The organism is Legionella sp. PC1000 (assembly GCF_014109805.1).
GTDB classification, from domain to species: Bacteria; Pseudomonadota; Gammaproteobacteria; order Legionellales; family Legionellaceae; genus Legionella; species Legionella resiliens.
The window spans coordinates 1,484,285-1,508,011 of sequence record NZ_CP059400.1; the positions used below are offsets into that span (position 1 = coordinate 1,484,285).

Genomic DNA, 23,727 nt, shown 5'->3' on the forward strand with positions numbered 1-23,727 from the left:
CCCGCGCTTTATGCTGCGGTATCCAGAGGATCTTGCTCTAGAAATACTCAGCGGCATCTTAAAATATCGTTCTGGATACCGCGCATAAAGCGCGGTACGTAGGAAAGCAGTACGTAGAGAAATTTAAATCATGATAAATTTAAAAAACTGACGATCGTTCAGGGTCTGTTTACCTGAGGTATCGTCAATTTTGAGAAACCTCCACTAAATTTTTCGCCTACCTACCGCGCTTAATTTCTTCGTCTACGTACCGCGCTTTATGCGCGGTATCCAGGAGATCTTGCTATAGAAATGCTCAGCGGCATCTTAAAATATCGTTCTGGATACCGCGCATAAAGCGCGGTACGTAGGAAAGCAGTACGTAGAGAAATTTAAATCAGTACGTAGAGAAACTTAAGTGGTACATGATAAATTTAAAAAACTGACGATCGTTCAGGGTCTGTTTCCCTGAGGTATCGTCAGTTTTGAGAAACCTCCACTAAATTTTTCGCCTACCTACCGTGCTTAATTTCTTCGTCTACGTACCGCGCTTTATGCGCGGTATCCAGAAGATCTTGGCTAAACACTGGACCCCGCGGACAAGCCTCGGGGCGTAGGCAGAGATGATCAAGAGACAGTATTTACTCAGTGGATTAATTTGAGTTATGTATTTTGATGGATCCCTGTCTACGCGGGATGACAGTCTACTTATTTCTTTAAAGAATATACAAGCTGATTTAAAAAATTTATAAATCGAGTCTGGCGTCTTGATTTTTACATTCACACTCATCATAGTGCAGACCTGACCTTTGAGGGGATTTACAAAAACATCATAGTTAATACATTTTTAAGCAAGGAGTATGATAAATGGGCTACAAATTTCGCTTGAGCTTTGCGTTTTTATTGAGTGTGCCGTCGCTCTTGTTTGCAGATGATACCCTTATTTTTGCTGTTGATATTATTCGACATGGTGACAGAACACCAATTGTTCCACTTTCAGCTGTAAATTACCAATGGCAGGAAGGTCCTGGCCAGCTAACTGCTGAGGGGATGCAGCAAGAATATAAAATGGGTATGGAGTTCCGTAAAAAATACATTGAACAGGCACATTTATTGCCCGAGCATTACGAACACGGAACAATGTATGTACGTTCTACAGATTATGAGCGTACGCTTATGAGCGCTGAGTCATTATTAATGGGATTATATCCGCCCGGTACAGGACCAAATACTTCGGAGTACTCTCTTCCCGCTTTACCGTATGCTTTTCAACCCATTCCTATTTTTAGTGCGCCGTCTAAATATGATGAGGTGATTGTTCAACAGGTAAGTTCTGCAGAACGAGCAAAATTGATGGAGCAGTATGTGTATTCAACAAAAGAATGGCAAGAAAAAGATAATGAACTCAAGAGCAAGTATCCTCTCTGGAGTGCTTTATCAGGTGTTCCAATTAAGAGCTTGCCTGATCTTGAATTACTTGGCGACGCTTTATATATTCATCAAATACATAACGCACCGATGCCCATTGGATTGAGCCCCCAAGATGTTGAATCAATTATCAGTGCGAGTAATTGGGCTTTTATGGCTCAAGAAAGGCCACATCCAGTAGCAACTGCTTACAGCACCAAACTTATGACCCATATCGCTAATTATCTCAACAGCGGCAGTCAGAAAAAATCCAAACTCAAATATGTTTTGTTATCTGCGCATGATACTACAATAGCGAGTGCACTGAGCTTTTTGGGGGCTCCTTTGGAGACAGCACCCCCTTACGCTTCCAATCTCAATTTCTCACTTTATGAAAGTGATGCAAATTATTACCTGGTAAAAATCACTTACAATGGAAATCCTGTTTCAATTCCGGCATGTGGTGGGGCTACTTGTGAGCTGCAACAATTTATCAAATTGGTGAATAATTCTAAAGCAAAGGGATGTTAGGAAATAGGGTTGTATCGGTACATAACGACTAAAGCCTATTCATTGGTAATACTAGTAGATGCGAAATATTCACTGCTATTTTATTGAAAATGACTTAGGATGCGATTGTTCAGTTATCCGACAGTCATTTCTATGTACTGGCATTGCAGCCATAATCCAACTCAATCTGTAATAACTTTAGACATAGTGATTAAAAAGTAATATACTTTTGAGTATACTCTTTTCAGTATTATCTAAGGATAAGCCATGCCTTCTAGTAACTATTCAGATGAATTAAGTACCTTAAGAAAAAATATATCTACTCTTAACGAAATATACGATGAGAATCAAATAAAAGAATTATTTTTAGAGGCTGTGCGATTAGGGAGTATAGAGCTGGCTCATCAACTGATTAATCATGATAAAAAGAATAGGTTTTTAAAATTTGAGCGAGACCCATTCAGCAAGGGTGATTCAATTCAGGAAATGCTCCTAAAAGTTGAAAAATTAGAAGAGCTGGATTCGAAAATTCAAAGATTAAATATTAATTCAGATGAGATGGAATTGAAGCAATTAATGACTGAAGCGGTTGAGTTAGGTTCATTGGAGCGATTAAAAGCCATTCATAAAATAAAACCAGAAATAAGACTTGCTGAAATTGAGGTTGAAAAACAGGGTAAAAAATTAAATCTATTATTTTGTACTGGAACTAATCCTTCTCCAGAGTTAATTAGTTTTCTTATAGAAAATAATGTGCCAATTAGCGTTCATGCAGATGCAACGCAAAAAAAACCTAGTTATTTTATAGATAGCCTTATTAATAACAACCGAAAAGCAAGTTGGGAAGCAAGACGAGAAGCAATTAAACAAGCATTAATTCAGTGCCCTCAAATTCTCTATTCAGACTTTGGGTTTGCGAACCCCTCTCTTATAGCAGAGGCCTCAATGAGGCAAGATTCAGATTTTATAAAATTTCTACTCACTCAAAATTATCCTGTAAATAGAGATGATTTAACCTATATTCTGAGAAACTTTGAGGACATTAGCCTCTATGAATCTGCGGTTCAAAAATTTTTATCCCAAGATAACAAAATAGAAATTTTATCTGTTTCCTTTAATTCTTTAGAAGACTATATGCGGTTACCTTTAGGAAACAGCTTCTCACTCAATATATTTCAACATCTATATGAAAAATCTAAACCGCTGATAACTAATTTACCTGGACTAATGCAGCTTGCTATTAATCAGGGAAATGAAAAAGCTTTAGATTTTTTAATTCAGGAAAATAAAGGGGTTATACCTGAGGATATTAAAGTTTCTCTTTTTGAAAAACATAATGTCAGATATATATTGCAGCATAACCTTACAGAGGAATATAAAAAATTTATTAAAAATCAGGACATAGACTCTGTATTAATGAAAATGTTTATGATTTCTGGATTAGAGGATACATTAAAATTAGTTGAGATTTTAAAAAGTAGTTCAGAGTTTTCTAAAGAAAACAGTAAATTAGAGAAATTTAAAGACGATGTTATTAAATGTGGAAATTTATTTTTTAGAAACATTTCATCCACCGCCAATTCAACCTCAGCAAGACATGCCCGTCATGATAGTGATCGAGCAAAAAGTCAATTTAAATTTGGTATGCTCCTTAGTGAAACAATAGATAGTGCACGTGGAAAGCCATCAGAGTTTCAGCAAGACTATACCCAAGTAATGGATTTTTTTGCTAGTGAAAGAGCATCTGTAGCACGGGCGGGAGGAGCAGGTCGCGAGGCGGCACATTTTGAAATAGTAAGAACAAAGAAAAGTATAGAAGCTGATTATGATCCTGATGTTATGGCTCAGCAAGGTAGAGCCCCAGTTACTTCACTTATGGGAAATGGAGATTATGAATTAGCGAAACCAATAATGAATGCAGTTTTTAAGGCGATAAATGATGGAAGCGCAACTGGAGTAAAAAAATTAACTGATACAAGTTACCAATTAACTTATGAAGCTAATGGAAAAACTTATGGTTTGACTACAGTAAGTTTCGGAGGAATACAGCATCAAACATTAAGAAATGCAAACAGTTTTCATCAATGTTTATGGATACATACAAATCTTGTTGCTTTAGGTGAACTAGAAGGCCAGATGGCCAAGCTGCATCAAGAGCTTTTTAATATGCACATAGATAAAAATGATCCAGAAAGCATAAGTAAATATTATGATAAGCTGGCTGAGGCATATTGGTTGGGTTCTAATTTAATGCGTACGGCAAGGGGTAATGCAAGTAACATGACCAGTTGGCTTGAGTTTATGAATCGCCATCATTCAATGCCCTCTTTATACACTAAAATGGATGTTCCCATGCTAGATAATGTTGCTATTAGTATGCCGTTAACCCAATTTAAAAGAGACTTTAGGGCATTTTTTGAAATGGATAGCAAACTTTATTTAGCTGCCAAACAAGAGTTTGATGAGAGAATAAATGAATTAACAGCTTATTATAAAAAAACCTTTAATACCGAAGATGAATTTGATACGAAAAAGATGGTTTTTGATTTACAAATGAAAGCATCACAAGCACCTGAAAAAGAGAGGAAATCTATAGAAGAAACTTTAAAAAAATTAAATTTTTATGATGATAATTTTGCGAAAAAAATTGATTTTATAAAAGATATTAAGGCATTTGTTGATGGGATTCCATATCATGCAAATCAAGAGAAGAACAGGGCTTTAAATACTATAAAAACCGGACTTAAAAATATTAAAAATAGTTCTGATATAGATGAGATTATTGAGAAGGTTCATGCTTATATTGCTAAAGGTGAGCTAGCACGTCAACATGTTTTCTTTAATAAAGCCAATAAGGCAGGTGTTTTAGCGGTAGCTCTTCTGAACAAATACGATTTTTATGATCGAGGCAAAGTGGTATCAAAGTTAACTAGTGAGTCGCAAAAAAAACTATTTCTAGAAGTTTCAGAGCCCTCAAAGCTAGTAACCATCCAGAAAAAATTTGATAAAGAGCAAGAATCTAAACATTCTAAATTCATATTATTTAAAGGAGTGCTCAGCTCTATATCTACTGATAAAGAGGATAGCAAAGAAGATAAGCAGAATACGCCCTAAGTGAATAAACGTAATTCTGACAGTTGTTGAAGTAGGGCCAAGTTATATTCATAATACTTGGGTGCCTAATTCAAATCTCTTGCTTGGAAAACAAACGCCAAAAACCACTTATTGTGGAAAAGCCTGAGTTATAAATAAAGAAAGTCTGCTAATAGTTATCCAGATAAAGAGAGTATTATTCACCTAAAACTACTAAATCCATCGGACCATCAACCCCCTCTACACGCCTTGATTTACGTTCAATTCTGATTGTTTCATTTTGATAATTTTGTTTCAGTGCTTCTGTCAAAGTGTACACGTCAGTTAATGCCTTTGAATGTTCCACTTTGTTGTGCTTCTCCAATTTAGCTGCCAGGTTTGCGGTTTCTCCAATCACCGTATATTCAAGTCGGTCTGCGTTTCCTATCACTCCAAAAACAATTTCGCCAACCGCAAGTCCTATACCGACATCGATAACAATCTCTCCATTTTTTTTACGTGTTTTATTCCATACAGGCAGTATAGAAAGAATTTCGTCTACAGCTCTTAAAGCATCTGCTGCATAAGTACCTGAAGGAGTTACCGCACCAAAGCTTGCCATGATGCCATCTCCCATAAACTTATCGATGGTACCGTTATGTTTTTGAATAATAGGAACGAGTAAACGCTGATATTCTCCCAGCAACCTGATTAAATCACTTGGCGCAAGTGTTTTTGACGCTTTGGTAAAGCCGCGCATGTCGGTAAACAAAATAGCTGCTTGTCGCGTTTCGCCATATCCTGCTTGTAACACTGACTCGGAATGCGTGATTTTTTGAGCAACACCTATATCAAAAAAGCGAGCCAGATCTTTGGCTGCACTGGTTTGTTCTACCGCTTGCCAAAGTATCTTTTTGGCACGATCGAGTACTAATGCCAAAACAATAGTGACCAATAAAATAGATAAAAGTACATCAAACACAGCACCGAAATAGACACTGCGTGTAGATGCATAGGTTACATAATCCCAAGTGACAACATTCATGCCTGTGTTGGATAAAGTTTGCCAAACAATAAGGCTCCAGCCTATTACTGCACTAAAACCTGAGAGTAATACCCATTCGGGTTGGAAACGCAATGCGCGAAGTGCGATTAAAATGAAAACATAATTGATGTGGGTATTTTTTAAATTAATAGCAGGGGAGGTTTCGTATTGTAAGTAGTAAGTCCAAATAATAAATAACAACAAGAACATTTCTGTGATTACAAATAATCCAAGTACGACAGGTGTTAATTGATTCGTATAAGCAAACCATAATCGCGTTAATATCAGAATTGTAAATAATGAGAGACCCAGATTGGTAGAGTGTACCGGCGCATTAGGGGTATAACCCACCGGAGTTAAATAGTTTATAACCATGAATAAAAAGATTACCCCTAATTGTACCCCTCCTACAAGTAATTCACTCTGATACTGTTGGGCCTTTATCTCGTCGCTGATACGAGACGGCAGTTGTATATGGTTAAACACTCTCTCCTCCTGCAATACGGTCACACAGTCCTTTAGGTAGCATAATGTATTCTTCTGGATCACTATCCGTTGTTGCTTGAGCGGCACAAGAGTGTTTCGATGTTGCGCAGTCATTTTTACCTGCGCGGACTATGTGATAACATCGTTCAAATTCTCCGGTTTGACTCTTTCCAGACAGCCAATCGGTGTTTGTATGTAAAGAAATGAGCGAAGCGCCTACAGCAGCAGCAATAACGGCACTATTTTGTATCTTGCGTTTATTCATATTTGTAAGCGACCCTTGGAATTTTATAAATACCGTTCTTTTATATGCGCAAAATAATAGTCGGGATTTAAGGTTTCACCAGTTGCTTCATGCAATAGTTCAGGATAGGTTAATAATTTTCCTTTTTGATGAATGTTTTCCCTTAACCAAAGTAATATAGGTTTAAAGTTACCTTGCTTTAACTGCTCTTTAACATCAGGAATTGATTTTTTTACTGCCGAGAATAATTGAGCGGCAATTAATGCCCCAAAAGTATAGGCGGGAAAATATCCAAAAATTCCTGCTGGCCAGTGTACATCTTGCATCACTCCATTTTTATTATCACCTTTTGTTGATAATCCTAAATATTTTTGCATGGATAAATCCCAGATTTCAGGTAAGTCAGCAATACGAATCTCGGAGGAAAAAAGCTTCTGTTCTATTTCATAACGGAGTATCACATGTAAAGGATAGGTTACTTCGTCGGCATCAACACGAATTAAACCGGGTTGTACTTTTGTATAATGATAAAAAATATTTTCTTCAGTTATATGTTCTACATCCTTGAAGTATTTTTGGGCAATAGGGACTAGAAAATGGAGGTATTCCAGGCTTCTGCAAATCTGCATTTCAATGAACAAGGACTGACTTTCATGAACTGCCATTCCTAAGGAATGACCAACCGGTTGTGTACTCCATTCTTTTGATAAGCCTTGTTCATATAAGGCATGACCTGTTTCATGGGTAATCGCCATTAAGGAAGATAAAAATTCCTGTTCGTTGTAGCGTGTTGTAATCCGCACGTCACTTGAAATACCGCCACAGAAGGGGTGATGACTCACATCCAGTCTGCCATGATTAAAATCAAAGCCTAGACGCGTCATTACTTCCATACCCAGTTGCTTTTGCTTTTCTACAGGAAATGCTCCTGCAATTGTTTTTATTTGTCGTGTTTTTTGTTTTTCAATAATACTGGGAATCAGTTTTGGTAATTCATCCTTTAAAGAATTAAAAATTGGAGTAATCGTATTACAGTCTAAATCTGGTGAATACTCATCAATTAAAATATCCAGAGGGGACTTACCAAATGTTTGTGATTTAATCTCTGCAATTGTTTTTACTTTTTGAAACAATTTTTCCAGAAAGGGCTTAAACGATTTCCAATCATTTTTTGCTCGTAATTCTCGCCATGCCTGGCCACAAATTAAAGATTCATTAGTAAATTCTTCGACTAAATTTACGGGAATACAGGTTGCCTGCAGATATTCTTTTTCAATCCAGTACAAATTTTTTTGCTGCCATAATGATAAACCTTCAATATCTTTTGCTTGGTTTAGCAAGTCGCCTACTTTTTTATTGGTCAACCAATCATGTTGTACCGCACTTAATGTAGCTAAAGCTTCTGCTCGGGCTTTGCCTCCGCCAACTGGCATCATCGATGCTTCATCCCAAGAAACAATTGCGGCTAAATTTTCAAAATCATAATATTTTTTAAAATGTTGTTCTAATTGTTGGTATGCGTTCATGAATGGCTCTCTTTATTCTGTTTTGAATTGCGCAATTAAAATTAAATATATATCCATATTCAAATGAATCAAAATAAATTCATGCTTCTCTCAATAAATAAAGGGAATTATTTTTCTCTTAACCTTTGTTTTGTATTGTGCATATTCAGGATATTTTTTACTTAATAACGTTTCCTCTTTATTTGATTTGAAATGAAAAAAAATGATTAATCCAAGTGAAGCGATAAAGGAGAGTGGTGAGCCCCAAAAAACTGACCAACCAATAGCAAGGGTAATCAATCCTGTATAGATTGGATGGCGAACCATTCCATAAATTCCTGAGGTAACTAACCGAGCGTTTTCTATTGGGGTGACAACCGGTGTAAACGCAACCCCTAATTGTTTCACAGCAAGTATAAAAATCAAAAAACCAATAATGAACAATAAAAAACCAATTGTCTGTAATGCTAAACTATGGAACCGTGCAAAAGGTGTAAGGACAAGAATTACTAAACTAATCCCCGCTTGTATGGCTACATATTTATCCATGTATTTTGCGATCATAATGGTTATATACTCAGAAGTAGCGATTTTTCTAAATACTTATCAAGCAAGTATATTATAAATATTAATTTGAGACGATTGGGGGCAGGGAGCCTGAGGTATCGTCACTTTTTTATTTTACATTTATCTACGTACCGCGTTTTATGCGCGGTATCCAGCAGATCTTGCTTTAGAAAACTCAGCAGTATCTTAAAGTATCGTTCTGGATACCGCGTATAAAGCGTGGTATGTAGGCGAAACAATTTGTGGCGTTTCTTATCAAAAAAAGGGGTCAATACCTCAAGGTGTGATTCCTTTTAACTAGGTCATTTGTTCCAAGCCGGGAAATATATCAAAATAGCATGTTAAACAAAATGGCCTTGGATAGGACAAAAGACGTAGGTGAAATTGTTTAAGAGTAAGTTTCAAAATATTGACGGGATCAATGTGTCCTTCTTAACCAAAAACCATATATTGTGCATTGTTTTTTCCTTAAATTTTTGTTTAAAATCAGGGCATTACACCATGCTCCTAACTAAAATCGATGATTCTAAATAAAAAATGAAAAAAACAAATTAAATTGTACATTTGCTCTACCAAAATTTGTAAATTAACTGTAAACTTGCTCCCTGAAAAGACATGATCGTAACAAAACGAACTCTTTTCGAGAGGTGCTTTACTATCGGATTTTTAATTATTTTAATTTTTAAGGAGCAATGATTATGCCTCAAACACCACCAGGCTCGCCTAAAGTTGAAAAAAAAGTTGAAGAAGAAAAAAACTTAGAAAGTTCACAGGAAAGCAGTTTTGAAGAAAGCTTTGAAGAAGATTCTGAGCAAAGTGTCGAGGAAAATGCCGAACAATATTCTGAAGAAGAAACTCCAGAAAGCAACCATCCACAACAAAACGAACAACCAAGAAATCCTAATACTTTATTTGGTTTTACTCCTAGAATTCAACGCATAGCAATTTTTGTTTGTCCACATGGTCACGTGCATATGGTGCCAGCAGAATTAATGCCACTCCTTTCGCTCGTATCGATGATGAACGCTTTAGGTATTAGTTTAGACGAAGAAAACGAACTGGAAGAAAGCGTTGGACAAGAGGCTCAACCCGAAGCAAAAAAACCAGAGGGTACAACAGAGCAGCATGACGAAGTGAGTGAAGCAAAAAATCCAAAAGAAGACGGCTCAGACGAAGAAAACGAAGAAGAGCGCGGCTATAGTTACTTTATTTAAGCTCAAATTCCGCAGCCTTAGCTGCGGAATTACCAATCGGACATTTGCTCAGATTCCTGCCTGGTAATATTTTTTTAATTTCCATGTTCTTTTTATTTTCCAGAATAATCAGGATTGATAATCCACTTCAACATCCTATATCATCTCATTTCATCTGAAAAGCGTCTCTGAAATTTAAAGAAAGGAATTAATAATGCAGGGTATAAAATGGATATTAGTTGGTTTTTTTACTTCAATGGCCAATGCCAGTTTACCTTATTTCCCCCTCGATTTTCCTAGAGATGAGGCGGCTCATTATCAAAATATACCTTATTCATTTGATCGCCTCATTGAATGGTGGTATTTCAATGGTAAATTGGTGACTGATGAGGGTAAGCATTTAAGTTTTGATATTGCTTTATTTAATCCGGCTATCAATGTAAAAGGGCGTGTTTATACACAGCCCATGCTGCATATGCAGCTTGCGGATTTGGACAATAAAATAGGCTATGGGGTTGCTAAAGACTATTTCCTTAATGAAGGTAAATTTGCTACGGATACATTGAATATTACCCTAAAAAATGATTACAGCTTACAAAAGAAAGTTCAGAAGGGTAAGGAAGTCTATTTGTTACACGCTGAGGGCCGCCAAAATAATACGGTTTTAAAATTCAATTTAATTTTGGAGCCAAATGCCCCGTTTTTTTTGATCAATGAGAATGGGCTGATGCCAATGGCTGATGACACCAATTCCTATTATTATTCCATACCCCATTTTAAAACAACGGGGACTCTTAAACTGAACGACACGACGTATCAAATTAATCAAAACCCCGGCGATTCTTGGATGGACCATCAATGGGGCGATTTCAATCTGGATGCGAATGGTTGGGAATGGTTCGGGGTTCGCCTGAATAATGGAATCGTTGCTAACATTTTCCTTATTTTCAATTTCAACGGCAACAATGTAATCGGTGGTTTAGCCAATGTCATTCTTCCTTCTGGAGAAAAGCGATTTATTTCTTATCAGGAGATGGAAGTGATTCGTGAGGATTATTGGCTTGATTCAGAATTATCCATTCTTTATCCCACAAAATACTGGATTAATATACCCGGTATCGGTCTGTCATTTACGAATGTTGCAGCTTTTCCCGAACAGGAAAAACACGGTTATTGGGAAGGATATTGCGAGATATCAGGGAGCTACAATCAACAAGAAGTTTCGGGCTTTTCTTATACAGAAATTGTTTACCAGAATCCAGCTTTATCTTTTTCCCCACGGCTGAGAGCATTTGAGAATGAATAATTGATCTATCAAACAGTGAGTAGTTCAAGGCTAACACGATATTAAAGTGAGAATAAATGAGATTATTAATAAAGATGATTAAAAAACTTCTTTTCTTTCCATTCCTAATGATAATTCTCTTCATCGCCATTTCAGTGAATGGTGCCCCTGAGTCTAAAGAAACTCAGCTGGAGATAAATAAACTGGCTGAAATCGATAAAATAGGTACTAAAGTAAGTGCTACACAATTGCCTGCTCCTTACGATAAGTTGTTAACCCAGCCTCTAATGACAAAAAGTATCGAAAAATATTACGCACGTAACGCCATTATAAAAACAATATACGCAAATATGGATCAATCCAACAATACATATAGACGCTCCATCGTAATGTTTGTTGATAGTAACAAAAAACGAAATAACCCGAATGTTGCACAAACCAAACAAGAAGTGGTGGCGGTTGAACTCGCTTTTATCACTATGAACTTTAATGAACTCCCAAAGAGCATGATAAAAGAAGTTCTGCATACGAATACTCCTTTTGGCAAACTGCTGGCCAAACATCATATACAAATACTTACTCAAGATCGAAATTACTATAAGATCAAGTGCAACAGCACATTGGAATCGTTAATCCATTGCAATTTAAATGATTTTATTTATGGGCGTGCCAATACCATTATTAGGGCAGATAATAAAAATTGGATGGCACATGTTGTAGAGATTTTACCGAACCCTATCGCAGCAATTTCCCAAAATAAGGGCAAAAAAAGAGTTAAATAACAGTTTATATCAGTGTGTATTAAATGTTTATTGTGATATTATCCAGGCCAATAAGTTATTACATTAAAACCTTTGATATTTCATAATACTACTGATCTCATTGGGATCTTTTTAGTTAAAAAATAAAGCAAAAGGAACTTGGTGATTTATGTGGAATCAAAAAGCGACAAAACCCTTCCTTATTATTTATATTGGCTTCTTATTTCTTGCAACTTTTTTTCTTGTTCCTACCATCACCAGTTTTTATTATTACGCTTGGGGAAAACACTTGGCTTGGTCTTATTTTGATGGGCCGCCCATGATTGCCTATTTGTTCCATATTTCTCGAGCGATTTTTGGTGAGACATTCTTTTCAATTAATATTATTGGCTTTTTGTGCTTGATCGCAGGTGCCTATTATATATACAAGATAGGTTGTCTCTTGCTCGATCAGCGAACAGGATTAATCAGTGCGCTGATATGGGTTGCTTTGCCTACTACTACAGAAAGTGTTTTTGTTCGTGTTTTATATGATGCGCCATTAAATTTATTTACTATTCTGTCTTTTTATTCTTTTGCTCGTTACATTTCATCCAAGCGAATTTTTGATTTATATCTTTGTGCTCTATTTATTGGCGCTATGCTTTTATCTAAATATACGGCTGTAGTTAGTGTGCTGGGACTGTTGTTGTATGTCGTATTCTCAAAGCAGAGGCAACTGTTTAAAAGTATCCATTTTTATCTTGCCAGCGTTGTCATTATTCTCATGGTTGTTCCCGTGATTTATTGGAATGTGAATCACGATTGGGTATCAATTACTTATTTATTAAATTTTCACAGTCAAACTCAAAATAATACTACGGCAGCTCATAGTCTCTTAGTACTGTTAGGCTCATTATTTGTTAATTATTCAGTTTTTCTATTATTCGCTGCATTGGGTTGGTTCAAGTATCGACAAACTAAAAACTCATCCAATAACCCGGTTTTGGAATTGACTTATGCTGTATTGCTTGTAGGGCTATTGTTCTGGATTATCGCAACTTTATTCGGTGGTGATGCCCGAGCGGTTTACTTAACCCCGCTTGGGATGAATCTTGCCTTAATCACTGGATTTAATGTGGCACGATATCAGTATCAACGTATTTTCATGATTATTTATCCCTGCTTTTTGTCTTTTAGTATTGTTGTAATCATCGCTAATTCATGGCCAATCGCAACCTATCTGAAAAAAGGTAGAGCTTATACGGTATTAAAAAAAGCGATCAATGAGCCAGAAATTATAAAAAAAGGACAGCCAGTTGTTACAGGTTATTTTGCTAATGCCGCAGCTTTGAATTTCTTTATGCCTAGTGGGCCTGTCTATGCCATTCCTTGCGGTGATATTAATCAATATCAATACTGGGGAAAAGCTTTTTTAGATGCTTTATCAAAAGGAAAAATTGACAAAATTTCTTATGTTGACTTTAGAGATACAAAACAATGTGCAGAACGATTTTTTAATCATTGCCAATCAGTGGCGACATTGTCTCATCATAAGATGATTCCGGTAATCCATAAATTGACCAAGCCTATGTATTTGTATGTCTATGAATGTTCGTCACCTCGTGTTCAAACTTCTAATGTATAGATAAAAAATGAATAGGGTTTTCACTACCGCCTTAGCTTGGGGTATGTTTGAATTTATTTTCTCATCCTGGTTTTTTTCAATTGCACTTGTAGTTTTATAACGTAATAATAAACTCGCATTCTACCAGTCAAAAACAGATGGTGTTTTGAATTAAGCTTTATTTTTTTAAGGAAGAGGAATGAAACAAAAATTACTCATTGGATTCACTGCAGCTGCACTCTCTTTTGCAACTCTATCGCATGCAGATTTTACTTTTTATTCTAGTGCTAATAGTTGCGAAGATGTACCTGGGAATTGGACCGGTTCAGGTAAGGCCTCTAATTGGTTAATCGAGTGTATTTATAATGGAGCGGGAACAGTTAGTGCTCTGGATAGTGCTGGGAATTTTAACATCGAGGTCAGTGCGGACAAACGTTCAGGAAGTATTTTGTGCCCCGACCATCATACCACAAAGCTCAAGGGCGTTTGTGTTAATGGAACGGTTACTATTATTACAGAATTCGGTAACTTAAATGGTATTTTCACAAAGAACTCAGGCAATGCAAAAGGAAAGCTAAATGTTTCTCCAGGTGTGGATGTTGATGTAGCAATTCAGTTTAATCGTGCAGATTAAAAGAGCAGGGAGCGGCTGTATTTGGCGCATCTTGCAACCTGCACTCAATCCAACCGTTCGAATAAACCTCCACTAGAGAGGCAAAAGCTCCTAATTTAATGATTTTTTTAAAGCCACTATATGCTGATATGCTTCATTTATTCGCTCTTGGCTGATTTCTCCGGATTGGACTTTGGCCTCAATTATGTTGATGACTTGAACTGGATCTTGCGCAGGAGTAGATAGGTTGTTACCGAACATCAGCATATCTGCGCCAGCATTAATCGCCAGTACTAAAGCTTGCTCCAGTCCATAATTGTCGCTAATTGCCTTCATCTGCATATCATCAGTGATAATAACCCCTTTGAAATGCAGTTGATTTCGTAGAAGATCCGTTAATATCTTATGGGATAGAGTCGCAGGTAATCCAGATGGATCGAGTTGATGATTCACAATATGTGCTGTCATGACCACACCACACGCTTCAGGAGAATTCAGTAATTGCTCAAAAGGAATTAATTCATAAGATTGCCATGTATCGGTAACATCTACAAAACCCAAATGTGAATCTTTGGTCGAACTGCCATGTCCTGGAAAGTGTTTATAAGCACATTGAATTTTTTGAGATAAGAAATGATGTGTATAAATGCTTGCATAGTGTGTTACTTGTTTGGGATCACTGGAAAAACTTCGATCTTTTTTTCCAATCACAGGATTGTCTGGGTTGACGTTTACATCCAGTTCAGGAGCAAAATCCAAATTAAATTCCGCCTTTTTTAAAGTTTGAGCCATAGAATCGGCGATGGATTCAGCTTCTTTAGTTTCTCTTTTTCCAACTTCGGCAGCAGATAGGGTTGGAGGAAATCCATATTGCTCTCCCAATCGATTTACTTGTCCTCCTTCATAATCTACTGAAATGATTAGAGGTAATTGCGGTCGATGATGTTTCAAATTACCTTGTTCGGCAAAATAGTGCAGTTCGTGATTAAGTGTCTTTACCTGTTCCGGACTTTCAATATTTTTATCAAACGTTTTTGTGCGAAAATTGTAATCAAATAAGATAACTCCACCAATATTATTATCTTCAATTGTTTTTACTATTGCAGATTGTTCAGTAATTTTTTTCCCATCAAAGCCGACAAGAAGCATTTGGCCAATTTTATCGCGCAAACTCGCTTCAGATACAACACCAGCGAGAGCGCTTGTGGAAAAAAATAAAGCAAAAAGTAATGAGTAAAAATAGTTCATATGTGGCCTATATATTTACCAAGTGGAGTAAATTCTATCATTTGTCGGTGTTTTGCGCAATCTGAATCTTATTTTATCTATAATAGCTTAGTATACCTGGATGACGGGAGTTGCTATTATTTCTCTCTTTATCTAACAAATACTATAAGGTATAAACTATGACTGCTGCGAGCGAGTACTTTAATAAAAATTGGCAACGGTATCAAAGTGCTATTAAAAATAATACATTATACCATCGTGAAATGGTGCAGGCGTTACAAAAATTTCTCGCAACTCATATAGGAAACCGTCCTTTTTCTTTTACAGATGTTGGTTGTGGGGATAGCAGTACGGTTGTTTCCGTACTTACTGGAACCTCAATAATAAAATATATTGGTATCGATGCAGCACCAGATGTTTTAAAAATGGCGGAAAATACACTTACATCACTGGATTGTGAAAAAGAGTTCATTGCGGATCATATGATTGCTGCGCTTCCTCGTATATCCGCCCCTGTCGATGTGATTTTTACCAGCTATGCGGTTCACCATTTATCTCTGCTCGATAAAAACACCTTTATTGCTATGTGCCAACAAAAACTAGACCCTAATGGTTTTTTATTAATAGTTGATGGTGTTCTTAAGCCGGATCAAACACGGGAGCAATGGCTGGATGCTTTAAAATCACGGATGTTGGAAAGCGACTCCGAGATCACTGAGGATGAGATTATTGCACGAATGGAGCATCCATGTGCTGATGATTATCCCGAAACAATGGATACATTTGCCCAAATCGCCCGTCAGCAATCGTGGAAGAATTTTCAAGTTCTTGTAGACAAAGGAATATTTGCTTTTATGGCATTTATTAAATAATTTTTTATCTACATGGATGAAGTAGAAACTGGGGCATGGCTATTTAAGTAAATAGTTGCGCCTTTTCTGTATTAATATAGATTTTATCTATTACTCCTATAATCAGTGAAGCTGGACCGGAAGCGCTACTTGAAGTTGGGCCAACGCATTCGGCATAAAAACGCACGGCATTTTTAGCGGCTAAAAATGGATCTTTAACCACAGAATGAAAAACGCTAATCATCGCAGAAAGTAAATTACCTATCCCGGCGACTTTTTGTACCAGAGCCGAATCGAAATTAAATTGATCGATTTGATTTGAATTGACAACTAAATGTCTTTTCCCACTGACAACTACAGTGAGCATATATTTTTTTGATAATGACTTGGCGTTTTCTATTATTATCTGATCTCCCATAAGATGGTTATTATCCTGAATTAGCAGTTCTCCAGTCAGCAAACTCGCAATTTCATTAGGGTAGCCGCGGATAATGGAAATTTGATGTGTCTTTATTAAGCGTGTCGCAACATCTGTTCGGTAACGGCTTGCGCCAGCTCCTACTGGATCTAAAATAACGGGAATATTCATTTGGTTTGCTATTTTACAGATGTGATTGCTCAATTTAACAAAAGTGTTATCTAACTTGCCAAGATTGATTATCACTGCTTTAGAAATCCCTAGTAACTCCTCGACTTCCTCTTCTGCGCCACACATTAATGGGAAGCCGCCAATACTACGTATTCCGCTTCCCACATACCCCATAGGAAAATAATTGGTGATGGTTAATATAAAGGGCTTATTCTGCCTTATTTTTCTTAAGGCTTCATTTACTTCTGCTGTCATGAAAAAGTCCATTTTTTCAATAGTTTTAATTGAATTTACTTTAGCGCACTTTTTGAGTTACAACCACTGAATTTATGAATTCAAGCCATTCTCTTGTTGTTCTTACTTACTGCTGTCCCGGAGAGGCAGACACTGCTCTCATACTTTGGTGAAAGGTGGGTTTATGTGCAGCAAGGTCTAGGAGCAATTGACTTTGAAAAGGGGATTTGCTTTTTCAAGTAAGCTCAACTAAGTTTAAATTCGAAGGAAAGGAAATTTAATCTCAAGGAGAGTATAAATGTCAAAACATAATCATAATAAATTTAAAAATGAGTCACAAGATGCACGTCGTCATGATCAACAGCACTCTACTCATCCTGATAAAATAAAACAGCCTCAGGAAAAGTCTAAATTAGAATCTCATTCTAATAAAAAGAAATAAAATAAAAAATTAATCTAATCCTGGGAAGGTGAAAACCTAAACTTAGGGTATATAAATAATCGCATAATACTTATAAAAAATAGGCCATATCATTTAGGAAAATGGTAGGGCCTATTTAGTGATTATCTATAACAACGTAATTGACCCCAAGCATTTCGCCAGCAGCCTGGATGGTACGGAGCTGGTGATGAATTGGGACCTGGAGCATTTAATACACATCCACCATACATGTTCCTATGATATCCCTGGCCGCATCCTTGGGCTGCACTGGCGATGGACGTATAACCTACTGCGAAGAACAATGAGCTTACTATGATACCTGTACGCAGCATTTTTGAAATGCTTGAACTTGTATTCATTACATCCTCCTTGGTTTTACTTTTTTACTCAGATTAAGTATAGAATCTATTTTTTAATTTGCATAAATTTATATCATTTGTGTTGATTTAAATTCAAATTGATGTATATGGGCGCTTACCTGTTGTTGTAAATAGAGATGAAAATTTTTTGGAAAGATGTCATTTGTTGATGATATGTTTCGAGCCCTTTATCATGCATCCTCCCATAGACTTAATTGCTTGTATAAAAAATCTTCTTTTTTACAAAACTTATTTATCTCCAAATGAGGATCAGGGGCGACATTGAGTTGAAATCGCTTACAAGCAAGATGAAATCGAGTCTTTAAGAGATTGGCATATTCTCCTTCGCCACGCATGCGGACACCAAATCGTGCATCGTACTCTTTCCCACCGCGCATTTGGCGAATAAGACTCATCACATGTTCCGCTCTTTGGGGAAAGTGTTCGCTGAGCCATTCTTTAAATAATTCTTTTACTTCATGAGGAAGTCTGATTAACACATAACTTGCCTGTCTTGCTCCAGCGTGTGCGGCAGCTTGCAAGATTTTTTCCAGTTCAATGTCATTGATCATAGGAATAATAGGTGCAACCATGACACGAGTAGGGATTTTGTTTTCAGTGAAGCGTTTTATTATTTTTAGCCTGCCTGATGGTGCTGTAGTCCTGGGCTCCATAATTCGCTTTAGATCGGTTGAAAGAGAAGTAATACTGATCGCAACCTTAACCAAATTTTGTTCTGCCATATCTGATAAAATATCCAAATCCCGTTCTATAAGCGCATTTTTAGTAATAATAATGACAGGGTGACGGTGATAAACTAAAACTTCTAAAAGACTTCGGGTAATAGTAAGTTTTTTTTCTGCGGGTTGATAAGGATCGGTATTTGCCCCTAAGACAATAGGTTTACACGTATAACTTGATTTATTTATCTCCTTTTCCAAAAGTTTCGCTGCATCCACTTTATAGAAGATTTTAGTTTCAAAATCGATTCCCGGTGACAAATTGACATAGGAATGGCTGGGTCTCGCATAGCAATAAATGCATCCATGTTCACAACCCCGATAGGGATTAATTGATTGTTCAAAGCCAAGATCAGGAGAATCATTACGGCTTATTACTGATTTAGAATGCTCGGGTAATAAAAAGGTTTCTAAAGGGGGAAGAATATCTTCTTCAATGTCCCATCCATCAGCAAAATGTTCGCGGGTTTGTGGCTCAAATCGGCCATCTGGATTGCTAAGGGCACCCCGATTTTTAAGTGTTTGCTCAGGTTTCATAACCGCGTGAATAGATCAAATGCAGTTTATTGTATCATAATGTTCAAACAAACAGAGGGAAAAAAAGATCCATAGAGGTTGAATTACTCTTTAGGTCGGTTTATTACAGAAGCCGTCATTCTTGAAATACAAGTTAGTTTTCCTTTTTCATTAAAAATCTTAACTTCCCAAACTTGAGTAGACCGTCCCAGATGTAGGGGAGAGGCGATTGCTGTGACTTCACCTTCTTTTACTGAGTGAATATGATTGGCATTAATTTCCAAGCCGACACAAAAAAATTGATTGAGATCAATAATGGCGTTTGCTGCAGTACTGGCTACTGTTTCGGCTAATGCAACATTGGCACCACCATGCAGAATTCCTATAGGTTGTTTGGTACGTGTGTTTACAGGCATGGTTGCTTTTAAAAAATCGTCACCAATTTCAATAAACCTGATGCCAAGAAATTCAGACATTGTATTTTTCCCAAATTGATTGAGATCTTCTAGAGTAATTTTTTTAAACCATATTGCCATTTTTATCTCCTTGGGGGTCCGATTGCATTTCTACTATCTTGTTGGCTAAATGGCCTGATCCTATGCGTGGCGATGCTCACGTATTGAGCTTCAGTACTCAAAATTCCAGTCATTTTGGCTCAAACTAGCGAAATGTAAACATACTCTATAAAATAAGATAAACTTTATTTACCCAAAAACCAATAAGAAATTTTATGATGAATCAAGCATGTATGAGATGTTATATCTCGGGAAAAGTTCAAGGGGTATGGTATCGCGCTTCAGCACAAAGAGAAGCGAAGAAACTGGATATCACGGGGTGGGCGCAAAATCTGGATGACGGACGCGTAGAAGTATTTGCTTGTGGGACAGTTGAAAATCTGAAATTATTTTATGCATGGTTGAAGGAAGGGCCGCAGCTTGCTGTCGTAGATGAATGTACTTATGAAGAGCTCAGTTGGCAGGAATATGAAGGATTTGATACTTTTTAAGTGTAGCCGAGGGGCAAGCCATAACCCGGGATTCGAGGGGCTGCACCCAGGCTATACAGAGTGTGCTTTGATAAAATGTTCTATAGATTCAATTAATCGAAAGACTTGATCCGGTACAAATATTTCAAGTTGGGCAAAAACATGAATCATTCCCTTAAATTCTTCTAATTCAACGGAAACTCCTAAGGCCTTTATTTTTTTCGCAAACGCAATTGCTTCGTCAAATAAAGGATCGTATTCAGCAGCTGCAATATAGCAGGGTGGCAATAATTCCAAATGTTTAAAATGCATTGGTGATGCATGAATTCGATCGCTACCATTTTTGAAATAATTATCAAAATACCATTTTACTTTTTCTCGTGTGAGTAAAAACCCTTCCCCATTACGTTGATATGAGTCATAGTTCATAGAGAAATCAACAGAAGGATAAATCAATACCAATCCTCTAATTGCAAGATCGCCACATTCTTTCATTTGATGGCAAACAGAAAGCGCCAAATTTCCACCAGCACTATCACCCGCTAAAAAAACATGCTCCATATTCACTTGAAACTCTTTAAGTAGCTCAACTTTGTGTTCAAAAGCTGCTATACAATCGAGTAATCCGGCTGGGTATGGGAACTCAGGAGCTAAACGGTATCCAACAGAAAGAACTACGGAGTTACAGGTAACAGCAATTCGCCGACAAAGCGCATCATGAGTTTCTATGCTCCCTGATAAATGCCCACCGCCATGAAAATAAATAATTAAGGGTAACTTTTTTTGTGGGGCAGGGTGATAAATTCGTGTCGGTATCTCATGATCAGCAAGACGAAGCACTGGGTTGCTAATTAGGGGGACAAATAATTTAGGTAGAGCAAAAGCCTCTGCTGTCTTTTCAGCGAGATCACGTACTTCCTCGGGTATAAAAATAGCTGGTCTTGTATTGGACAAATCCAAAAAATTTTGTAGTGATTGGGGTATCTGACCATGCGACATTGTTGCCTCCTGCTCCAAATTATAGAATTAAATAGTTAATCTACAACCTCATAACACAGCTCTCTACTGAGAAAGAGTTGCTTCGTCGATGCCGTGCCCGAATCCCTATATGCTTGTGTACTCTCCAGTTCATTACTCAGCATCTCCTCGCACTTTGTTCTTCTCAGGGAGTTTGGACGAAGTCTATTGTATTATTAGTCTTTGGGATTTTTATTAATAATAGTGCCACAACAAGTAACCAAACAAAGCTTAAAATAATAATAAAACTTAATAAAGGATTGAGCATCAAATAGCCCATTACGATAACACTGAGTGTTGCAAAACACATATTAACAAAACTCATCATGGCTGCTGCACTGGCTTTGTCCTTAAGTGCATTGGAAGCAACAAATGAGCCCCCCGAAAATAGAAAACTGCTAAATAAATATAAGCTGGCTGTAATAAGAAAAAACCATAATGAGGACTGTTTCCCAAAATACCACATGATCAATAAATTAATTATTCCCACTGCAACGCCAAGAAAACCAATGGAAATGAGTTGGTTTGCTGAAAAACGAGTGAGTAATCGTTTGGCTAATAATCCACCTAAGAGCATTCCTATTATGTTCAGGATATTCCAATACCCATATTCAGCCGCCGAGAGTTTCAATATCTCTTCTGAAATTTGAGGTCCAGCAGCAGAAAAGCAGTAGGATATAGCAGAGCAGCAACCTACTACTAATGAAAAAATTACCAATTTCGCAGAAGCAAGTGCAGCATAATAATCGCGGACAATAGTCAAGATATATATTGATTTAGGATGAATCAATGTTTCGCTAAATATACGGGTCCCCCATAACATGATTAAACCATGTACGAGTAAAATCCAAAAACATCCTTGCCAATGAAAAAATTCAGTAATTATCCCACCTATGACTACAGCGATACCGATACCTAGTGCAAAGGACAAAACTGAATAGGCCATGGCCGTTTTACGTTGCGCTTCAGGTAACCATTCATTAATTAACATGAACGTACAGGCAAGTCCACTGGCAGCACCCAAGGCAGTTATCAACCGTCCCCCTATGAGTAGCCAATAGCTTTCTTGCAATAATGCGAGCAAACATACAACAAGTCCAATTAGGTTAATCACCAAACCTACGCGTAATGCTTTTAAACGGCCAAATCGATTAGCAAGAGGTCCATAAATCAATTGACCAACTACATAACCAATCAAAAATGCCGAGACTATCCACTCAATAACGCCGGGGCCTAAAGCATATTCAGTTTGGATTTTTGGTAAAGCGGGAGTGATGATAGCCGCCGAAACTGATGCAATAGAAATGTAGTTGAGCAACCAGAACAGATTAAATGATGAGGTTTTTTCTGTCGCACCCATGACTATCCTTAATGTATACTTTTAAATTAAGGGATTCATTGTAAGTACTTCTTTATCTGAGTCAATCATTCTTTTTTATGAGTTATCTCATTTAGCCTGAGGAATCATTGTCATTACTACGTCCTGTGGCTTGTCCGTGGGATCCAGTTTTATTGCAAAATCCCTAGATCCCGCGGCCCTGAGAGATCGTCAGTTTTTTAAATTTATCATGTACCACTTAAGTTTCTCTACGTACCGCGCTTTATGCGCGGTATCCAGAACGATATTTTAAGATGCCGCTGAGCATTTCTAGAGCAAGATCCCCTGGATATCGCGCATAAGCCGCGGGACGTAGTAAGTAATTGAAAATGACTCAATAGATCAAGGTTTCTTAAAAAAAACCGACGATCCTCAGTTCATTCAGATGATTTAAAATAATTTTGAGTTGACATTACTCTATAGGTGCTTTGCGAAAGGTACGGACGGTGTTCTTTGTCTGATTATCGATAATCTCACCGCGTATATCATCAAAGTGTCCATTGACTTGAATTAACATCCAGGTATAAAGCTGATCAATATCGTTTCCTGTTTGAGTCGCGATTCTTTCCTCCTTACAGTAGACATTTGCAGTAAATTGCTCGCTCATTTTAAGAATCCTTTGATCCAAACATCATATATATAAGTTTAGCTTTTTTTAACTGTTTCACCACGTTATTTAAAGATATATTGCACTATAATTTATATAGGAGAGATGTTTTTCAGGAGATGGTTATGTATACCAATTTTTTAGCTTCAGTACTAGGTTGGTATTTGGTAATTATGAGCTTGCTTTTACTTGTACGACGTGAAGTTGTAGTCACCGCCATGAGGGAATTGATGGGGCAACGAGCTGTCATGTTAGTTGTTGGTATAATCACATTAGTTATTGGATTATTAATGGTTCTAAGCCACAATGTATGGGTAATGGGCTGGCCAGTCATAGTAACAGTCTTTGCTTGGCTGATACTCATTGGCGGTTTGTTTAGGCTCTATTGTCCAGATACTGTGTATAAAGTTTGGAATAAAATGATAAATAAATCGGGAGCGTTTATCACAAGCGGGGTAATTACGTTAATCATCGGCCTATTTTTATTGTACAAAGTTTATTTTGGTTGA

Annotated in this window: 23 protein-coding genes; 11 read left to right on the forward strand and 12 right to left on the reverse strand. The window is 37.1% G+C overall.

Annotation, left to right across the window (positions count from 1 at the left end):
- The first annotated feature begins 846 nt into the window (after nucleotides 1-846).
- Nucleotides 847-1,917, forward strand: coding sequence for a histidine phosphatase family protein (locus FOLKNPGA_RS06510; RefSeq protein WP_182352233.1), 1,071 nt, complete (start codon nucleotides 847-849; stop codon nucleotides 1,915-1,917).
- A gap of 246 nt (nucleotides 1,918-2,163) precedes the next feature.
- On the forward strand, nucleotides 2,164-5,010 hold the full coding sequence (locus FOLKNPGA_RS06515) for a hypothetical protein (RefSeq protein WP_182352234.1): 2,847 nt from the start codon (nucleotides 2,164-2,166) through the stop codon (nucleotides 5,008-5,010).
- 175 nt (nucleotides 5,011-5,185) lie between these two features.
- On the opposite strand, the gene FOLKNPGA_RS06520 is transcribed toward FOLKNPGA_RS06515, so the two are convergent.
- The 4 genes from FOLKNPGA_RS06520 to FOLKNPGA_RS06535 form a co-directional block, all read right to left on the reverse strand.
- On the reverse strand, nucleotides 5,186-6,499 hold the full coding sequence (locus FOLKNPGA_RS06520; protein ID WP_182352236.1) for an adenylate/guanylate cyclase domain-containing protein: 1,314 nt from the start codon (nucleotides 6,497-6,499) through the stop codon (nucleotides 5,186-5,188).
- Nucleotides 6,492-6,764 carry a DUF2282 domain-containing protein gene (locus FOLKNPGA_RS06525; protein WP_182352237.1) on the reverse strand — a complete coding sequence of 91 codons (273 nt, stop codon included), beginning with the start codon at nucleotides 6,762-6,764 and terminating at the stop codon, nucleotides 6,492-6,494. The genes FOLKNPGA_RS06520 and FOLKNPGA_RS06525 overlap by 8 nt, the downstream gene beginning before the upstream one ends.
- Nucleotides 6,765-6,787: 23 nt before the next feature.
- On the reverse strand, nucleotides 6,788-8,269 hold the full coding sequence (locus FOLKNPGA_RS06530) for a carboxypeptidase M32 (protein WP_182352238.1): 1,482 nt from the start codon (nucleotides 8,267-8,269) through the stop codon (nucleotides 6,788-6,790).
- Nucleotides 8,270-8,359: 90 nt separating this feature from the next.
- A complete protein-coding gene (locus FOLKNPGA_RS06535) occupies nucleotides 8,360-8,797 on the reverse strand; it encodes an isoprenylcysteine carboxylmethyltransferase family protein (protein WP_182352239.1) in 438 nt (145 codons plus the stop codon).
- Between the two features lie 716 nt (nucleotides 8,798-9,513).
- On the opposite strand from FOLKNPGA_RS06535, the gene FOLKNPGA_RS06540 reads away from it, so the two are divergent.
- The 5 genes from FOLKNPGA_RS06540 (at nucleotide 9,514) to FOLKNPGA_RS06560 (ending at nucleotide 14,294) form a co-directional block, all read left to right on the forward strand.
- The gene (locus FOLKNPGA_RS06540; RefSeq protein WP_182352240.1) at nucleotides 9,514-10,029 is read left to right on the forward strand and encodes a hypothetical protein; all 516 of its coding nucleotides are present in this window, start codon (nucleotides 9,514-9,516) and stop codon (nucleotides 10,027-10,029) included.
- A 193-nt stretch (nucleotides 10,030-10,222) separates the two neighbouring features.
- The gene (locus FOLKNPGA_RS06545) at nucleotides 10,223-11,314 is read left to right on the forward strand and encodes a lipocalin-like domain-containing protein (RefSeq protein ID WP_182352241.1); all 1,092 of its coding nucleotides are present in this window, start codon (nucleotides 10,223-10,225) and stop codon (nucleotides 11,312-11,314) included.
- Nucleotides 11,315-11,370: 56 nt separating this feature from the next.
- Entirely contained in the window at nucleotides 11,371-12,075 is a 705-nt protein-coding gene (locus tag FOLKNPGA_RS06550; protein ID WP_255466063.1) for a hypothetical protein, read from the forward strand.
- Nucleotides 12,076-12,223: 148 nt separating this feature from the next.
- Entirely contained in the window at nucleotides 12,224-13,681 is a 1,458-nt protein-coding gene (locus tag FOLKNPGA_RS06555) for a glycosyltransferase family 39 protein (protein ID WP_182352242.1), read from the forward strand.
- Nucleotides 13,682-13,859: 178 nt separating this feature from the next.
- Nucleotides 13,860-14,294, forward strand: a complete 435-nt coding sequence (locus tag FOLKNPGA_RS06560) for a hypothetical protein (protein WP_182352243.1) — start codon at nucleotides 13,860-13,862, stop codon at nucleotides 14,292-14,294.
- Between the two features lie 90 nt (nucleotides 14,295-14,384).
- On the opposite strand, the gene FOLKNPGA_RS06565 is transcribed toward FOLKNPGA_RS06560, so the two are convergent.
- On the reverse strand, nucleotides 14,385-15,521 hold the full coding sequence (locus tag FOLKNPGA_RS06565) for a glycoside hydrolase family 3 protein (RefSeq protein ID WP_182352245.1): 1,137 nt from the start codon (nucleotides 15,519-15,521) through the stop codon (nucleotides 14,385-14,387).
- Between the two features lie 158 nt (nucleotides 15,522-15,679).
- Here FOLKNPGA_RS06565 and FOLKNPGA_RS06570 point away from each other — a divergent pair, with 158 nt between their 5' ends.
- Nucleotides 15,680-16,372: a class I SAM-dependent methyltransferase gene (locus tag FOLKNPGA_RS06570; protein ID WP_182352247.1), complete on the forward strand. Its 693-nt coding sequence runs from the start codon at nucleotides 15,680-15,682 to the stop codon at nucleotides 16,370-16,372.
- A gap of 43 nt (nucleotides 16,373-16,415) precedes the next feature.
- On the opposite strand, the gene FOLKNPGA_RS06575 is transcribed toward FOLKNPGA_RS06570, so the two are convergent.
- Nucleotides 16,416-17,195: a hydroxyethylthiazole kinase gene (locus FOLKNPGA_RS06575; RefSeq protein ID WP_182352249.1), complete on the reverse strand. Its 780-nt coding sequence runs from the start codon at nucleotides 17,193-17,195 to the stop codon at nucleotides 16,416-16,418.
- Between the two features lie 277 nt (nucleotides 17,196-17,472).
- On the opposite strand from FOLKNPGA_RS06575, the gene FOLKNPGA_RS06580 reads away from it, so the two are divergent.
- Nucleotides 17,473-17,616 (forward strand): hypothetical protein, encoded by a 144-nt coding sequence (locus tag FOLKNPGA_RS06580; protein ID WP_182352251.1) that lies wholly within the window; start codon nucleotides 17,473-17,475, stop codon nucleotides 17,614-17,616.
- A 122-nt stretch (nucleotides 17,617-17,738) separates the two neighbouring features.
- Here FOLKNPGA_RS06580 and FOLKNPGA_RS06585 read toward each other — a convergent pair whose 3' ends face one another.
- The 3 genes from FOLKNPGA_RS06585 to FOLKNPGA_RS06595 all read right to left on the reverse strand — a co-directional run bounded on the left by FOLKNPGA_RS06585 (nucleotide 17,739) and on the right by FOLKNPGA_RS06595 (nucleotide 19,767).
- Nucleotides 17,739-17,975, reverse strand: a complete 237-nt coding sequence (locus tag FOLKNPGA_RS06585; RefSeq protein WP_182352252.1) for a GCG_CRPN prefix-to-repeats domain-containing protein — start codon at nucleotides 17,973-17,975, stop codon at nucleotides 17,739-17,741.
- 191 nt (nucleotides 17,976-18,166) lie between these two features.
- Nucleotides 18,167-19,252, reverse strand: a complete 1,086-nt coding sequence (locus tag FOLKNPGA_RS06590; protein WP_182352253.1) for a PA0069 family radical SAM protein — start codon at nucleotides 19,250-19,252, stop codon at nucleotides 18,167-18,169.
- A gap of 83 nt (nucleotides 19,253-19,335) precedes the next feature.
- The gene (locus tag FOLKNPGA_RS06595; RefSeq protein ID WP_182352255.1) at nucleotides 19,336-19,767 is read right to left on the reverse strand and encodes a hotdog fold thioesterase; all 432 of its coding nucleotides are present in this window, start codon (nucleotides 19,765-19,767) and stop codon (nucleotides 19,336-19,338) included.
- 194 nt (nucleotides 19,768-19,961) lie between these two features.
- On the opposite strand from FOLKNPGA_RS06595, the gene FOLKNPGA_RS06600 reads away from it, so the two are divergent.
- Nucleotides 19,962-20,237, forward strand: coding sequence for an acylphosphatase (locus tag FOLKNPGA_RS06600; protein ID WP_182352256.1), 276 nt, complete (start codon nucleotides 19,962-19,964; stop codon nucleotides 20,235-20,237).
- 51 nt (nucleotides 20,238-20,288) lie between these two features.
- On the opposite strand, the gene FOLKNPGA_RS06605 is transcribed toward FOLKNPGA_RS06600, so the two are convergent.
- From FOLKNPGA_RS06605 to FOLKNPGA_RS06615, 3 genes are all read right to left on the reverse strand, one after another.
- Complete coding sequence (locus FOLKNPGA_RS06605; RefSeq protein WP_182352257.1) at nucleotides 20,289-21,215, reverse strand: alpha/beta hydrolase; 927 nt, start codon at nucleotides 21,213-21,215, stop codon at nucleotides 20,289-20,291.
- A gap of 163 nt (nucleotides 21,216-21,378) precedes the next feature.
- On the reverse strand, nucleotides 21,379-22,593 hold the full coding sequence (locus FOLKNPGA_RS06610; RefSeq protein ID WP_182352258.1) for an MFS transporter: 1,215 nt from the start codon (nucleotides 22,591-22,593) through the stop codon (nucleotides 21,379-21,381).
- A gap of 430 nt (nucleotides 22,594-23,023) precedes the next feature.
- Nucleotides 23,024-23,218 carry a hypothetical protein gene (locus FOLKNPGA_RS06615; RefSeq protein WP_182352259.1) on the reverse strand — a complete coding sequence of 65 codons (195 nt, stop codon included), beginning with the start codon at nucleotides 23,216-23,218 and terminating at the stop codon, nucleotides 23,024-23,026.
- Between the two features lie 125 nt (nucleotides 23,219-23,343).
- On the opposite strand from FOLKNPGA_RS06615, the gene FOLKNPGA_RS06620 reads away from it, so the two are divergent.
- Entirely contained in the window at nucleotides 23,344-23,727 is a 384-nt protein-coding gene (locus FOLKNPGA_RS06620; RefSeq protein ID WP_182352260.1) for a DUF308 domain-containing protein, read from the forward strand.

Excerpts from the sequence above, each read along its gene's own strand:
- FOLKNPGA_RS06510 (WP_182352233.1), top strand. The coding sequence starts at position 847 with ATGGGCTACAAATTTCGCTTGAGCTTTGCGTTTTTATTGAGTGTGCCG.
- FOLKNPGA_RS06515 (WP_182352234.1), top strand. The coding sequence starts at position 2,164 with ATGCCTTCTAGTAACTATTCAGATGAATTAAGTACCTTAAGAAAAAAT.
- FOLKNPGA_RS06525 (WP_182352237.1), bottom strand. The coding sequence starts at position 6,764 with ATGAATAAACGCAAGATACAAAATAGTGCCGTTATTGCTGCTGCTGTA.
- FOLKNPGA_RS06530 (WP_182352238.1), bottom strand. The coding sequence starts at position 8,269 with ATGAACGCATACCAACAATTAGAACAACATTTTAAAAAATATTATGAT.
- FOLKNPGA_RS06535 (WP_182352239.1), bottom strand. The coding sequence starts at position 8,797 with ATGGATAAATATGTAGCCATACAAGCGGGGATTAGTTTAGTAATTCTT.
- FOLKNPGA_RS06540 (WP_182352240.1), top strand. The coding sequence starts at position 9,514 with ATGCCTCAAACACCACCAGGCTCGCCTAAAGTTGAAAAAAAAGTTGAA.
- FOLKNPGA_RS06545 (WP_182352241.1), top strand. The coding sequence starts at position 10,223 with ATGCAGGGTATAAAATGGATATTAGTTGGTTTTTTTACTTCAATGGCC.
- FOLKNPGA_RS06550 (WP_255466063.1), top strand. The coding sequence starts at position 11,371 with ATGAGATTATTAATAAAGATGATTAAAAAACTTCTTTTCTTTCCATTC.
- FOLKNPGA_RS06555 (WP_182352242.1), top strand. The coding sequence starts at position 12,224 with ATGTGGAATCAAAAAGCGACAAAACCCTTCCTTATTATTTATATTGGC.
- FOLKNPGA_RS06560 (WP_182352243.1), top strand. The coding sequence starts at position 13,860 with ATGAAACAAAAATTACTCATTGGATTCACTGCAGCTGCACTCTCTTTT.
- FOLKNPGA_RS06565 (WP_182352245.1), bottom strand. The coding sequence starts at position 15,521 with ATGAACTATTTTTACTCATTACTTTTTGCTTTATTTTTTTCCACAAGC.
- FOLKNPGA_RS06570 (WP_182352247.1), top strand. The coding sequence starts at position 15,680 with ATGACTGCTGCGAGCGAGTACTTTAATAAAAATTGGCAACGGTATCAA.
- FOLKNPGA_RS06575 (WP_182352249.1), bottom strand. The coding sequence starts at position 17,195 with ATGACAGCAGAAGTAAATGAAGCCTTAAGAAAAATAAGGCAGAATAAG.
- FOLKNPGA_RS06580 (WP_182352251.1), top strand. The coding sequence starts at position 17,473 with ATGTCAAAACATAATCATAATAAATTTAAAAATGAGTCACAAGATGCA.
- FOLKNPGA_RS06585 (WP_182352252.1), bottom strand. The coding sequence starts at position 17,975 with ATGAATACAAGTTCAAGCATTTCAAAAATGCTGCGTACAGGTATCATA.
- FOLKNPGA_RS06590 (WP_182352253.1), bottom strand. The coding sequence starts at position 19,252 with ATGAAACCTGAGCAAACACTTAAAAATCGGGGTGCCCTTAGCAATCCA.
- FOLKNPGA_RS06595 (WP_182352255.1), bottom strand. The coding sequence starts at position 19,767 with ATGGCAATATGGTTTAAAAAAATTACTCTAGAAGATCTCAATCAATTT.
- FOLKNPGA_RS06600 (WP_182352256.1), top strand. The coding sequence starts at position 19,962 with ATGATGAATCAAGCATGTATGAGATGTTATATCTCGGGAAAAGTTCAA.
- FOLKNPGA_RS06605 (WP_182352257.1), bottom strand. The coding sequence starts at position 21,215 with ATGTCGCATGGTCAGATACCCCAATCACTACAAAATTTTTTGGATTTG.
- FOLKNPGA_RS06610 (WP_182352258.1), bottom strand. The coding sequence starts at position 22,593 with ATGGGTGCGACAGAAAAAACCTCATCATTTAATCTGTTCTGGTTGCTC.
- FOLKNPGA_RS06615 (WP_182352259.1), bottom strand. The coding sequence starts at position 23,218 with ATGAGCGAGCAATTTACTGCAAATGTCTACTGTAAGGAGGAAAGAATC.
- FOLKNPGA_RS06620 (WP_182352260.1), top strand. The coding sequence starts at position 23,344 with ATGTATACCAATTTTTTAGCTTCAGTACTAGGTTGGTATTTGGTAATT.